This is a genomic window from Saccharopolyspora sp. NPDC049357, from assembly GCF_040677225.1.
Taxonomy (GTDB): Bacteria; Actinomycetota; Actinomycetes; order Mycobacteriales; family Pseudonocardiaceae; genus Saccharopolyspora.
The window spans coordinates 53,290-66,353 of record NZ_JBFAQJ010000008.1; the positions used below are offsets into that span (position 1 = coordinate 53,290).

Annotated in this window: 11 protein-coding genes; 7 read left to right on the forward strand and 4 right to left on the reverse strand. The window is 69.3% G+C overall.

Annotation, left to right across the window (positions count from 1 at the left end; all coding sequences use genetic code 11):
- Positions 1–48: 48 nt before the first annotated feature.
- Together AB0J91_RS09240 and dctA are read right to left on the reverse strand one after the other, a co-directional pair.
- Positions 49–804 carry a FadR/GntR family transcriptional regulator gene (locus tag AB0J91_RS09240; protein WP_363865754.1) on the reverse strand — a complete coding sequence of 252 codons (756 nt, stop codon included), beginning with the start codon at positions 802–804 and terminating at the stop codon, positions 49–51.
- A 155-nt stretch (positions 805–959) separates the two neighbouring features.
- Positions 960–2,354: a C4-dicarboxylate transporter DctA gene (gene dctA / locus AB0J91_RS09245; protein ID WP_363865757.1), complete on the reverse strand. Its 1,395-nt coding sequence runs from the start codon at positions 2,352–2,354 to the stop codon at positions 960–962.
- A 714-nt stretch (positions 2,355–3,068) separates the two neighbouring features.
- Here dctA and AB0J91_RS09250 point away from each other — a divergent pair.
- On the forward strand, positions 3,069–3,377 hold the full coding sequence (locus tag AB0J91_RS09250; RefSeq protein WP_363865760.1) for a UxaA family hydrolase: 309 nt from the start codon (positions 3,069–3,071) through the stop codon (positions 3,375–3,377).
- Entirely contained in the window at positions 3,356–4,519 is a 1,164-nt protein-coding gene (locus AB0J91_RS09255) for a UxaA family hydrolase (protein ID WP_363865763.1), read from the forward strand. The genes AB0J91_RS09250 and AB0J91_RS09255 overlap by 22 nt, the downstream gene beginning before the upstream one ends.
- Positions 4,520–4,803: 284 nt before the next feature.
- Here AB0J91_RS09255 and AB0J91_RS09260 read toward each other — a convergent pair whose 3' ends face one another.
- Positions 4,804–5,814 (reverse strand): putative sulfate exporter family transporter, encoded by a 1,011-nt coding sequence (locus AB0J91_RS09260; RefSeq protein WP_363865766.1) that lies wholly within the window; start codon positions 5,812–5,814, stop codon positions 4,804–4,806.
- Between the two features lie 293 nt (positions 5,815–6,107).
- Positions 6,108–6,857 carry a FadR/GntR family transcriptional regulator gene (locus tag AB0J91_RS09265; protein WP_363865769.1) on the reverse strand — a complete coding sequence of 250 codons (750 nt, stop codon included), beginning with the start codon at positions 6,855–6,857 and terminating at the stop codon, positions 6,108–6,110.
- 289 nt (positions 6,858–7,146) lie between these two features.
- On the opposite strand from AB0J91_RS09265, the gene AB0J91_RS09270 reads away from it, so the two are divergent.
- From AB0J91_RS09270 to AB0J91_RS09290, 5 genes are read left to right on the forward strand one after another with little or no spacing between them, the layout of a single operon-like run.
- Positions 7,147–8,562: an NAD-dependent succinate-semialdehyde dehydrogenase gene (locus AB0J91_RS09270; RefSeq protein ID WP_363865772.1), complete on the forward strand. Its 1,416-nt coding sequence runs from the start codon at positions 7,147–7,149 to the stop codon at positions 8,560–8,562.
- 47 nt (positions 8,563–8,609) lie between these two features.
- Complete coding sequence (locus tag AB0J91_RS09275; protein ID WP_363865775.1) at positions 8,610–10,085, forward strand: MFS transporter; 1,476 nt, start codon at positions 8,610–8,612, stop codon at positions 10,083–10,085.
- Positions 10,082–10,960 carry an NAD(P)-dependent oxidoreductase gene (locus AB0J91_RS09280; protein WP_363865778.1) on the forward strand — a complete coding sequence of 293 codons (879 nt, stop codon included), beginning with the start codon at positions 10,082–10,084 and terminating at the stop codon, positions 10,958–10,960. The genes AB0J91_RS09275 and AB0J91_RS09280 overlap by 4 nt, the downstream gene beginning before the upstream one ends.
- A complete protein-coding gene (locus AB0J91_RS09285; RefSeq protein WP_363865781.1) occupies positions 10,957–11,922 on the forward strand; it encodes an NAD(P)-dependent oxidoreductase in 966 nt (321 codons plus the stop codon). The genes AB0J91_RS09280 and AB0J91_RS09285 overlap by 4 nt, the downstream gene beginning before the upstream one ends.
- Entirely contained in the window at positions 11,919–12,956 is a 1,038-nt protein-coding gene (locus tag AB0J91_RS09290; RefSeq protein ID WP_363865784.1) for an Ldh family oxidoreductase, read from the forward strand. The genes AB0J91_RS09285 and AB0J91_RS09290 overlap by 4 nt, the downstream gene beginning before the upstream one ends.
- The last annotated feature ends 108 nt before the right edge of the window (positions 12,957–13,064 follow it).

Here is a 13,064-nt window from a genome sequence, read left to right on the forward strand (position 1 = left end):
GCCCTTCGTGCGGCCGGCGGTCGGTTCCGCAGCGACGACGCCCGCCCGCTACTGCTCGGGAAGGCTCGTTGCCGTCTGCTTGCGCGACGTCGCGTGCGCGTTGCGGATGTGCTGACGGGCGGCGCGACGAGCCGCGTTCGCGTTGCCGGCCTTGATCGCCTCGATGATGCGCGCGTGCTCCCTGGTCGACTGCGTGATCCGCCCGGGGACGACCAGAGTGGTCTCCATGCCGGCAGCCATCACGTCGTTCAGCACTCCCAACGTGCGGAGCAGGAAGCGGTTGCCCGCCAGGCGCACGACGGTCAGGTGGAACTGCGCGTCGAGCTTCTGCAACTCGTCCTTGTTGAGATCGTCCCGCTGCGTGGCGGCGAGCAGCTCGTCGAATGCTCGCTGCAGCAGGTCGAGCTTGCCCGCATCGGCGTTCTCCGCCGCCAGCCCGGCCGCAGGCACCTCGAGGATCTCGCGCATCGCGTAGAGCTCGTCGGTGTCGTGGTCGTCCGACATGAGGCCCTGGCTGAGGAGCCTGGTCGTCGCGGGCGGCTCGACGAAGACGCCTTGCCCGTGCCGCACGGTCACCCGCCCGCTGGTCGACAGGGAACGGATCGCCTCCCGCAGCGAAGGCCTGCTCACTCCCAGCAGCTCGGCGAGCTGGCGCTCGGGCGGGAGTTTGTCGCCCGGTTGCAGCTGTTCGGACTGGATGAGAGCTTCGACTTGGCTCGCGATCCTCTCGGAGAGAGAGCCCGGGTCCCGAATCGGCGACCACAAAGCGGCACCCGGACCCTCCCCGTGGTGGAGTTCGGTCATGGCTGGGTCCCCTCATCTGGTATGACCTCTGTCTTCTCCAAAGGTTACCCAACGGTCGCCTTCCTGCCCGACCCCGTCCGCGGAGAACCGACCCACCGGTGGGCGGTCGGCCGGGAACTCCCACGAGAACATCCACCTCGATCCCTCCGGCGAGTTCAGCTGGTCGTCGTCGCGACCGTCCCCGCCGTCGGCGCACCCCCGGCCGTCGGCGAATCGCCCACGAGGTCGAGCGCCTCCATGGACGGCTGGTCGTCGTCTCGCAGCACGCGCCGGGCCCGGTCCAGATCAAGGTCCTTGTCCCACCGGGCGACGACGATGCTGGCGACCGTGTTCCCCACGATGTTGGTCAGCGTGCGCGCCTCGTTCATGAACCGGTCGATGCCGAGGATGAGCGCGAGACCGGCGACGGGAATGACGGCGTGCGCCTCGAGGGTTGCAGCGAGCGTGAACAGGACCGCCCCGGCGACCCCCGCTCCCCCCTTCGACGTGAGCACGAGCAGCAGCAGGAGACCCAGCTGCGAGGCGACGGTCAGGTCGGTGTTGGTCGCCTGCGCGATGAACAGGCTCGCCAGCGTCAGGTAGATCGCGGTGCCGTCCAGGTTGAACGAGTACCCCGCGGGGACCGTGAGCCCGACGGTCGACCGACTGACTCCGAGGTGTTCGAGCTTCCGCATCAGCTGGGGGAGAACGCTCTCGCTGGAAGCGGTGCCGAAGCCGATGAGGAGCTCCTGGCGGATGTAGCGGATCAGCTTGAAGATCGAGAGCCCGCTGATCCGCGTCACGCCGCCGAGAACGACGAAGACGAACACGAGCGCCGTGACGTACATGCACGCGATCAACACGCCCAGCTGCGCGACCGAACCGATGCCGTACGTGGCGATCGTGAACGCCATCGCGCCGAAAGCCCCCACGGGCGCGAAGCGCATGACGATGTTCAGCATGCGGAAGAAGACCTGCCCGATCTTGTCGAACAAGGCCTTGACCGGCTCCACCTTCTCGCCCAGGAGCGTCATCCCGATGCCGAAGAGGATGGCGAAGAACAGAACCTGCAAGATCTCGCCGTCGGCGAAGGCTCCTACCGCCGAATCCGGGACGACATGGCTGATGAACCCGCTCACGGTTCCGATGTCCTCCTTGGCGCTGTACTTCGCCACGGAGTCTCCGTTCAGGCTCGCGGGATCCGCGTTGATGCCCTGGCCGGGCTTCACGACGTTGGCGATCACGAGCCCCAGGGTCAACGCGATCCCCGTCGCGCACTGGAACCAGAGGATCGCCTTCAGCCCGACGCGCCCGACCTTCCGGAGGTTGTTCGCACTGCAGATGCCGAGCACGACCGTGATGAACACGATCGGAGCCACCAGCATCTTGATCATGCTGATGAAGATCTCGCCGAGCGGCTTCAGCACAGTTCCGACCTCGGGGGCGAAGTGCCCGAGAACGATGCCGGCGATGATCGCCAGGAGCACCTGGAAGTAGATCGCCGAAAACAGCGCGCGGACCCTGCCTCTGGGTCGTCGTGACGTCGCGTCTTCCTGCGCGGGGGCATGCATACCGGCTCATCTCCTTTGATGGGTCGCCGTCATGGCAGGCGTCGGTCAGGGTTCGAATGCGGGGGAAGCCAACGGGCTCGCGGAGACGCGCACCATCGCCGCACGGGGTTCAGGGGCGTCCGGGACGACTCGGCAAGGGACCTCCGCGTCGCCGTCGGCCATGGAAGTCGGCCGGACATCGGGCCATTGCGATGCCGGGCGTCGGCTCGCCCGCCCGGCCGGCCGTCGCCGCCCTTTCGACGGCGTGCGCGCTCGTCGGCTCGAAGTTCGGTGGAGCGCACCGGCTTCATCTCATCGGAGCGTCCGCTCTCCTCGAGGGAGCGATCGCAGTTCGGGCGGCCCGCTCTGGGGCAGCCGCCGAGTCCACCCGATCTCACGCGGGCGCCTCGCGTGTCATCACCGTCCTTCCACCGCGCCGGACGGTTCCGGCACGAGACGTTTCTCTCAAATGCGGCAAGAGGATTGAGGTCTGGCCACTGTGGCAGTAGCCAACGTCGATGGCAAGGCTTGTCGGCACTCAATTCGATCCCCTGGTCTGACCACCGCCGCTGGCGGCCCTGACTCGCAGCAGCGTCTGGAGTTTCGCGCAGCGTCCTGACGTGCGGAGTCTCCAGTTGATGGCGAGCAGGCGACCGGTTCGAACCGACTGACCCCTTGTGCGGACCGCGACCGACATCTAGCTTCGTGGTCAGACCTCTTTCCATTGGAGTTGATATGAACAAGCCGAACTCAGAGCCAGGTTTCCTCCTGCACAAGCGCGGCGACATGGTCGGTGTCGCCGCGCGGGACTTGGAGCCGGGACAAGTCGAAGGGTGCTACCTCAGCGGAGAGGAAACGGTGGTCATCGAGCTGAACCACTCGGTTCCGCTCGGCCACAAGCTGGCCCTGACCGACATCCGCGAAGGCGCTGACGTCATCGAGTACGGGCAGCGCGTCGCTCATGCGACAGCACCCATCAGCAAGGGCGACTACGTCCACACCCACAACGTGAGGAGCGCACGGTGGCAGACCAGCGTGGCCTGACCGGATTCCGCCGGGAGAACGGCGCGGTCGGCATTCGGAATCACACGATCATCCTTCCGGTCGACGACCTGTCGAACGCGGCCGCCGAGGCCGTTGCCAAGGTCGTTCCCGGAACCCTCGCCCTGCCGCACGCCTACGGACGGCTCCAATTCGGCCCTGACCTCGATTTGACCTTCCGCACCCTCATCGGGACCGGCGCCAACCCCAACGTCGCCTCCGTCGTCGTGATCGGCATCGAGCCGACCTGGACCGACCGCGTGGTCGAGGGAATCGCCAAGACCGGGAAGAAGGTTCAGGGCTTCTCGATCGAGCGGCACGGCGACCTCCGGACAGTCGAGGCCGCCGCGCGCGTCGCCGCCAAGTTCCTCCAGGACGACTCGGAGCTGCAGCGTCAGCCCGTCGACCGACCCGAGATCATGATGTCGATCAAGTGCGGCGAGTCCGACACGACCAGCGGCCTCGGGTCTTGCCCGACGACCTCGGAGGCCGTCGACCGGTGGATCGACGCCGGGGGCACCGTGCTGTTCGGGGAGACGAGCGAGCTCACCGGCGGCGAGCACCTCATCGCCGAGCGCTGCATCGACGACACCGTGCGCGCGAAGTTCCAGCAGACCTACGACTCGTACATCGAGATGATCGAGCAGACCGGTGCCAACCTCCTGGGCTCCCAGCCGACTCAGGGCAACATCCGCGGTGGTCTGTCGACCATCGAGGAGAAGGCCATGGGCAACCTGGCCAAGACCGGCAGCAAGCAGGTCGTCGGCGTGTTGGAACCGGCCGAGGCCCCTGGGTCGGCTCCAGGGCTGTACTTCATGGACACGTCGTCCGCCGCCGCGGAGTGCGTCACGCTCATGGCAGCTGCCGGGGCGGCGATCCACCTGTTCCCGACCGGGCAGGGCAACGTGATCGGCAACCCGATCGAACCGGTGGTCAAGCTCTCGGCGAACCCGATCACCACCGAGACGATGTCCGAGCACATCGACCTGGACTGCTCCGGTCTGCTCCGGCGGGAGTACGACCTCAGCTCGGCGGGCGACCAGTTGATGGAGGTCATCGACCGCTCCGTCAACGGTCGTCTCACCTGCGCGGAGGTGATGGGCCACCGCGAGTACTCGTTCACGAAGCTGTACCGCAGCGCCTGATTGAGCGAGAAAGGCCGTCCGGGAGCGCGTGATGCGCCCCCGGACGGCCTTTCTCGTTTCCCGGTCGTCGTGTCACTGCCGTTGCGATCACGGGGAAGCACCTGCGGAAATGCCTGCCCTGTGCGGAGTGTCGAACGATGGCCGCCTGCGGACGCCGAAATCCGGCGCGCACCGGGCGAAGGCGTTGCGGGGCAAGGGCCGAGTGCCCCTTGCCCCGCAGCGCCTTCGCTGTCCGTTGCTGTCGAGTGTGAACGAGTGGATCGCTATCTCAGCGAGCTCCCCGATCAGACCGTGCCGGTGACGGTCAGCGCGCCGAGGGCCACGAGCGCGACGAGGACCGTGGACAGCGCGCCGAGGGCCAGGCCACGCCGTCCTGTGCGCAGCAGCGAACCGAGCCGGACCGCGCTGCCCAGCCCGAAGAGGGCGGCGGCGAAGAGCAGGGTGGCGAGGATCTGTGCAGCGGACAGCACGACCACCGGCACGGTGCCGGTGGTGCGCAGCGCCATCATCGCGAGGAACCCGACCACGAAGAGCGGAACGATCGGCGGGCGCTTGCCGGTCGTGATCCCGCGCCGGCGCCGCCCGACGATGCTCACGCCCGCGACCATCGGGGCCAGCAGCACAACCCGGGTGAGCTTGACGACCACCGCCACGGCGACCGCTGCGGCTCCGGCGGGAGAGGCGGCCGCGACCACCTGGGCGACCTCGTGGACGCTCAGCCCGGCCCAGGCTCCGAGGTGTTCGGGGCTCATGCCGAGTGCGGTGCCGATGAGCGGGACGAGCGCGATGGCGGCGCTGCCGTAGAGGGTCACGAGCGTGACGCCCGTGGCGACGTCCTCCTTCTCGGTCTCGGTGACGCTGTCCATCGCAGCGATCGCCGAGGCTCCGCAGATCGAGAACCCCGTCGCGACCATGAGGGCCAGCCCGCGTGAGACGCCGAGGAGCCTGCCGAGCCCCATCGTCCCGAAGAAGGCGAGGAGCACGGTCGCGACGACCGCAATGACGGTTCCGGCTCCGAGTCCGGCGATCTCGGCCAGGGAGAGTTGCAGCCCGAGGACGACCACTCCGGCCCGGAGGGACTTCTTGGTCGTCCACATCAGGCCTTCTCGGGTGATTTCGGGGAGGAACTGTCCTACTAGGACTCCGAGCACGACCGCCACCGTCAACGCGCTGACCGCGACGAGGATCGTGTTCACCCCGAAGGCGATGGCCGTTCCGAGCGCGGCGGCCGCCAGCCCCGGGAGGAGGGCGCGGAGGCGAGTGGCGATGGTCGATGGCGTGGCGAGAGTGGTCATACCACTGACCATTGCTGCAGGCCAGCAGACCGCGGTACCCCTTGATCGGCGGCGTCCTCATAACCAACCGGAATGTGCGCGCTCCGGCGCTTCGACCACCGGCGGTCTCGTGAATCGTTCAGGCGCAGTCAGTTTGGATCACTGACGGATGAGTCCGCAGTGGCGCTCGGAGCTCCTTCCGGGCATGACGATGCCGGGCCAGACCTCGGGGACGGACGGTGCGATCGGTCGACCTACTGCGCCGCCGGTGGCACTGGTGAGCGTCGGGAGCGTTGACCGCGCGGAAATCTCGCTCAGCCGACCGAAGGGCCCTCTTCCGCCTGGCTGTCCTCGCGGAGGCGGTCGAAGGCGGCCTCGCGGGCGCCCTGGATGTGCGCAGCGGCGGCACGACGTGCCGCTTCCGGGTCTCCCGCCAGCACGGCGTCGAGGATGTGGCGGTGGTCTGCGCGGGACTTCTCAAGGCGACCGGGGAGCTGGAGAGTCGTCTCCATGCCTCGGGCCAAGATGTCCTGCAGCACGGTGAGGGTCTGGCTGAGGAAGCGGTTACCGGCGGCCTCGACGATGTTCAGGTGGAAGGCGGCGTCGAGGCTCTGCAGGCGCGGCCAGTCGACGTTCTCCTGCGCGGAAGCCTCGTCGAGGGCGTCGTAGGCGGCCTGCACCTTGGCGAGGCGCTCGGCGTCCTGGTTGGTCGCCGCCCAGACCACGGCCGGGAGCTCCAGGACCTCGCGCATGTCGAAGAGCTCGGCGAGGCTCATCTCCTCGGCGAACACCGCGGCGCGCAACGAGCGCGCCGTCGGCGGCTCCGTCACGAAGACCCCGGCGCCATGCCGGATCTCCACGTACCCCTTCGTCTGCAGCGAGCGCAGCGCCTCGCGGATCGACGGTCGGCTGGCGCCGAGCAAGGTCGCCAGCTCGCGCTCGGGAGGCAGGCGGGCACCCGGGCGAATCTTCTCGGTGGAGATGAGCTGCAGGATCCGGTCCGCGATCAGGTCGGCGACCCGCCCCTGCTGCAGCGGAACCCACATTCCGCTCTCAGCCCCCATGAGGCACTCCCATGCTCTCGCTCTGACGTACTTGCCCAAAAAGAGGTCAGACCAGTTTACTTGAAGCCCTTGTCCCTGCGGGACGCGGCACGCTACCGTCCGAGAGGTAAGACCTCTCACCAAAATGGTGGAGGATGGTCAACGCACGCAGAACTCCTGCTCCCCCGGATCACCAGGCGGGCGACCACCGGATGGAGATCATCGATCGCTCCGGCAACAGCTGGGTGACCTGCGACGAGGGGCATGAACACCGGGAGTTCGCCTTCGTGCCAGAACCCGAGAGGAACCGATGGGCACCACCCTGATCGACGGCCGGTGGAGCGATCCGACCAACCGCCGCGCAGTCACCAACCCGGTCGACGGGTCGGTCGTCGGCCACGTCGGCTACGGCGGCGCAGCCGAGGCGACCGCCGCCGCCGACGCCGCGGCCGCGGCGTTCCCGGACTGGGCCGACACCCCGGGGCGCGCCCGAGCGGACATCCTGCTGCGCGCTGCGGAGCTGATCCGCGAACGCGCACCCGAGATCGGCGCGCTGCTCGCCCGGGAAGCCGGCAAGCGGCTGCCCGAGGCGGTGGGTGAGATCGGCTTCTCCGCGGAGTACTTCCGCTGGTTCGCCGAGGAGGTCCGCCGCCCAGCGGGCGTCGTGCACCCGCACGAGGCCGCCAACCGGCGGCACCTGAGCATCCACCGGCCGGCCGGCGTGGTCGCGAGCCTGACGCCCTGGAACTTCCCCTGCTCGATCCAAGCCCGCAAGCTCGCACCAGCCCTCGCTGCCGGTTGCACAGTGGTCGCGCGGGTGTCGGAGAAGGCGCCCCTCGCCGCGACCGAGATGATCCGCTGCTTGCAGGACGCGGGCTTGCCCGCCGGGGTGATCAACCTGGTGCACGGCCCGGCCTCCGAGATCACCGACGCGTACCTCGCGCATCCGGCCGTGCGCGTCGTGTCCTTCACCGGGTCCACCAGCGTCGGACGCTCGATCATGCAGAAGGCGGGAGAACGGATCGTCCGGCCGCTGCTCGAGCTCGGCGGCAACGCCCCGTTCATCGTCTTCGAGGACGCCGACCTCGACGCCGCGGTCGAGGGCGCGATGCTGGCCAAGTTCCGCAACACCGGCCAGTCCTGCATCGGCGCCAACCGCTTCCTGGTCCACACCGATGTCGAGCACGAGTTCACCACCCGGCTCGCCGCGGCGATCGACGCCATGAGCATCGGCGATGGAACCGCCGACCCGGTGCCCGATCTCGGTCCGTGCATCGACGAGGCCCGCGTCTCTGCCATGCGGGCCCTGGTGGACGAGGCCCTCGCCGCCGGCGCCAAGAAGGTCACCCGCGACTTCGACCTGCCAGGGTCCGCATTCGCCGCTCCGGCGATCCTGACCGATGTGCCCGATCACGTGGGACTCGCCCGCGAGGAGGTTTTCGGGCCGGTGGCCGGGATCTTCCCGTTCCGCACCGAGCAGGAGGCCCTCGATCTGGCCAACGCCACCGAGATGGGCCTGGCCGCGTACTTCTACACCCGCGACCAGGCCCGGGTGTGGCGCGTCGCCGAGCACCTCGACAACGGCATCGTCGGCATCAACAACGCTCTGCCCAGCGTCGCGTTCGCCCCGATGGGCGGGACCAAGCAGTCCGGTCTCGGCCGGGAGGGCGCTGCCACCGGCCTGGAGGAGTTCGAGGAGGTCCGATACCTGTCCCTCGGCGTGTGAGCCCACTGCCCATCGACGAATCCCGCAGGTAGACAAGGAAGTCACCTATGCACGGATCCTCTGCGCCGCCGATCATCCGCTCGGCGGCCGACGTCAACCATCTGATCAACTCCGGCCGCGCGAAGGGCGGCAAGTCCCGGGCCATCACCATCATCGCGCTCGGCGGCATCTTCATCGACGCCTACGACTTCTCCTCCATCGCCTTCGGCCTGCCCGACATCGCGAAGTCCTTCGAGCTCAACCCGATCCAAGAGGGCATCGTCGCTGCGTCGATCATGGTCGGCGCCCTGCTCGGCGCCCTGGTCGGTGGTTACCTCATCGACCGGCTCGGCCGCTACAAGATGTTCATGGCGGACATGGTCTTCTTCGTGGTGGCCGCCATCGCGTGCGCCGTGGCCCCGAACTACGAACTGCTCACGGCGGCCCGGTTCATCATGGGAATCGGCATCGGCATCGACTTCCCCGTCGCCCTCGCCTTCATCGCCGAGTTCAACGCCCTCCGCGGCCGCGGTGGCAAGGTGTCGCTCTGGCAACCCATGTGGTACTTGGCGACCGGCGCGAGCTTCGTCGTCCTGCTGCCGCTGTACTTCTTGATGCCCGACGAGCTGCACTCCGAGATGTGGCGCTGGGCAGTCGGTTTCGGTGCCGTGCCCGCGCTCATCGTGATGCTCGTCCGGCACAGGTACATGGACGAGTCACCGGCATGGGCAGCGGGCCAGGGCGATCTGGACCGGGCCGCGGCAATCCTGAAGAACTCCTACGGCCTCGAAGTCCAAGTCGGCGAACCCGATCCGGGCGCCGCCCCCGCGGCGTCCGCGAAGCCCGCGGCCCTCACCGAGTTCCGGCGCCTGTTCCAAGGCCGCTACCGGGTCCGCACCATCCAGGCCTCCGCCGTGAACGCGTTGCAGTCCGCGCAGTACTACGCCGTCGGCTTCGCCCTGCCCGTGATCATCGCGGGGTTGCTGCAGCAAGGACGACTCACTTCGATCATCGGACCGCTGATCTTCAACCTGCTGTTCGGCGTCGTCGGCGGTTTCGTCGGAGTCCGGCTCAGCGATCGGCTGGGCTCGTGGAAGCTCGCGATGAGCGGCTTCGCGGTGTGCTTCGCGGCCCTCGTCGGACTCGGGAGCCTCGGCCGGGGTTCCGGGCTCGCCCTGCTGGGCATCGGCGGGCTGCTCGGGCTGTTCGTCTTCTTCCACTCCTACGGTCCCGGCGCGCAGGGCATGACGATCTCCACCCTGAGCTACCCGACCTCGCTGCGCGGCGTCGGCAGCGGCTTCGGCCAGGCGATGCTGCGGATCGGCTCGATCATCTCCCTGTTCTTCTTCCCGATCCTGAGCGCGGCGTTGGGCACCGGGGTGTTCTACGTGGTCGCCCTCGCACCACTGCTCGGCATGCTCGTGCTCGCCATCATCCGCTGGGACCCGACTGACGTCGACGTCGACGCGGAGGCTGATGCCGCAGCAGGCACCACGTCCTCCCTCACCGGCCAAGCCGACTCGAACGAACGGAGCACCACATGACGAAGATCGCTTTCGTCGGCGCGGGCAACATGGGCGGCGCCGTCGCGCGCCGCCTCGCCACCGGCGACCACGACGTCCACGTCTTCGACCTGGACCCGAGCGCGGTGGAACGCTGCGTCCGAGCCGGAGCGACCGCGGCGGCGAGCGCCGAAGCAGCGGTCAAGGACGCCGCCGTGGTCATCACCAGCCTCCCGCTCCCCGACCACGTCCGTTCGGTGTGGGCCGACCTCGCTCCCCGGCTGACCGACGGCGCCATCGCGGTCGACGTGTCGACCATCGACCCCGCCACCGCGGACGCGTTGACCGAACCGCTCGACGAAACCGGGCACGCGTTCGTCCACTGCGCGCTCGGGAAGACCCCGGCCGCGGCCGAGGAAGGAGCCATCCCGCTGTTCGTCGGCGGCCCGGCGAAGGCCGTTAAAGCTCTCCGGCCGCTGCTCGACCGCATGGGTGACAAGACCTACGACTTCGGCACTCCGGCCGCGGCCGCCATGTTCAAGCTCGTCTCGAACATGATCGGGATGACCAATGTCGCGGTGCTCGCCGAGGGCTACGCTCTCGCCAGGCGCGCGGGCATCGAACCCGACATGTTCTCCGAGGCCTTGCGGGACACCGGCGCCTTCTCCTTCCAGTCCGACGTGCGGCTGCCCTGGATCGTCGCCGAGGATTACGCACCCCGTTTCGGTGCGGCGCTGGCCGCGAAGGACGTCCGCCTCGCCGTGGATTCCGCGGCCCGCTGGGGCATCCCGACGCCGGTCGCGTCCCAGGGGCTGGCGCAGCTCGTCTCGGCCGTGGCCCACGGCTACGGCAGCGAGGACGTCGTGGCGGTGCACAAGCTCGTGGCACCCGCCGCCGAGACCGAGGAGCGGCCGTGAGCGTCCTGATCACCGAGGACATCTGGGGGGAGCCGCTGCGCGCGCTCGGCGAGCTCTGGCCCGTCGACCGCTCGCCCGACTTGTGGGAGAAGCGCGCAGATCTGCTCTCCGCAGCGCGGGACGTTCAGGCGCTCGTCGTGCGCAACCGCACGCGCGTCGACGCCGAGCTGATCGCCGCCGCGCCGAACCTGCGCATCATCGCGCGCGCCGGTGTCGGACTCGACAACATCGACCTCGCCGCGGCGGATGCCGCGGAGGTGGTCGTGGTCGCACCCCTGGGAGCCAACGCGCGCAGCGTCGCCGAGCACGCGCTCGGCCTCGCGCTGACCCTGGCCCGCAACACCGTCGAGCGCGACCGGGAGACCCGCGCCTGCGGGTGGAACCGGACTCCCGGCCGCGAGCTCCGCGGCGGGACGTGGGGATTGCTCGGCGCAGGCGCCACCGCACGCGAATGCGCCCGCCTGGCGAACGCGATCGGAATGGAGGTGGTGGCCTACGACCCGTACGTCGAGCCCACCTCGCCCGCCCTGGTCGAGGCCGGAATCCGGCTCGCCCCGCTGACCGAGGTCGTCGCGACCTCCGACGTGGTTTCCTGCCACCTGCCTTCGACCCCGGAGACTCAGGGTCTGGTCGGCGAGGACCTGCTCGCCCGGATGCGTCCCCACGCGCTGTTCGTCAACGTCGGGCGCGGCGAGGTCGTCGACGAAGAGGCGCTGGCCGACGCGCTGGAGGCAGGCACGATCGCCGGCGCGGCACTCGATGTCCGCGCCGTCGAACCCCCCACTCGCCGAGGCCGATTGGAAAACCTGCCCACCACGGTCCTGACACCGCACATCGCCGGCATCACCCACGAGAGCCAGCGATTGATCCTGCAGGTCCTCGCGGCCGACATCGACGCCGTGCTCCGCGGCGACGAGGCTTGCGCCAAGGTCGGCGCGGTCCGGAAGGGACGCACGCCATGACGACCGTCCACGACGCCCAGCAGGTCGCCGCCGCGCTGCTGACCGCAGTCGGTGTGCCGGTGCACCGCGCCGAAGTCACCGCGAGGTGCATCGTGCAGGCCGACGTCTGGGGCATCGCCTCGCACGGCCTCATGCGGCTGCCGTACTACCTCGACCGCATCCAGGCCGGCGGCTACCCGGCCCGCGCCCAGCTGCGGACGGTCAGCGAAACCGGCCCGCTCGTCGCCTACGACGGCGGCGGCGGGATCGGCCACTGGCAGCTGTGGGAAGCAGCCCACGAAGCCGTGAAGCGCTGCGAGCCGTTCGGAGTCGCCGCGGTGTCCGTCGCCGACTCCGGGCACTGCGGCGCACTGGGCCTGTACACCGTGCCCGGGATCCAGGCCGGCTACCTCACCCTCGCGTTCTCCAACGGACCCGCGGTGATGCCCCCGTGGGGCGGGAGCACTCCGGTGCTGTCCACCTCACCGATCGCGGCAGGCATCCCCACCCTCCCGAAGCCGGCCATCGTCGACCTGGCCACCAGCGCCGTCGCCCGCGGCAAGATCGCCGCGCTGGCCAAGGCAGACAAGCCCGTGCCCGAGGGCTGGGCCCTCGACGCCGACGGCGTCCCGACCACGGACCCGCAGGCGGCGCTGCACGGCATGCTGTCCCCTCTCGGGGGAGCGAAGGGATTCGCGCTCGCCTTCATGGTCGAAGCGATCGCCGGTGGCCTCGCCGGACCGAACCTCTCCGCCGATGTCCCGGACATGTTCGCCGAGGCCGACGCCCCCAAGCCTCAGCAGATCGGACACGTGCTCATCTGCCTGGACCCGCGGCGCTTCGGCGGGGATCAGGCCGTGGACCGGCTCGCCGCTCTCGCCCGCTCGGTGGGAGAAGCGGGTGGGCGCCTTCCCGGTGCGGGCCGGGTCCTTCCAGACGACGTGCCCCCGCGGCAGAGCCTGGAACTCGCCCGGCAGACCATCGCGGACCTGAAGGCCTGGGGCCATCGACTCGGGATCGACACGTCCCCGCTCACGAGGGACGCGATCAACTGATGCGGCACCGCGCTCCTGAGACGTGCGCGATGTGCGTGGTCCCGTCGGTTTCGCGGGCATGAGCAGGTGCCCTGCGGGGCCGGGTAACCAACCAGCCCCGCAGGGCGC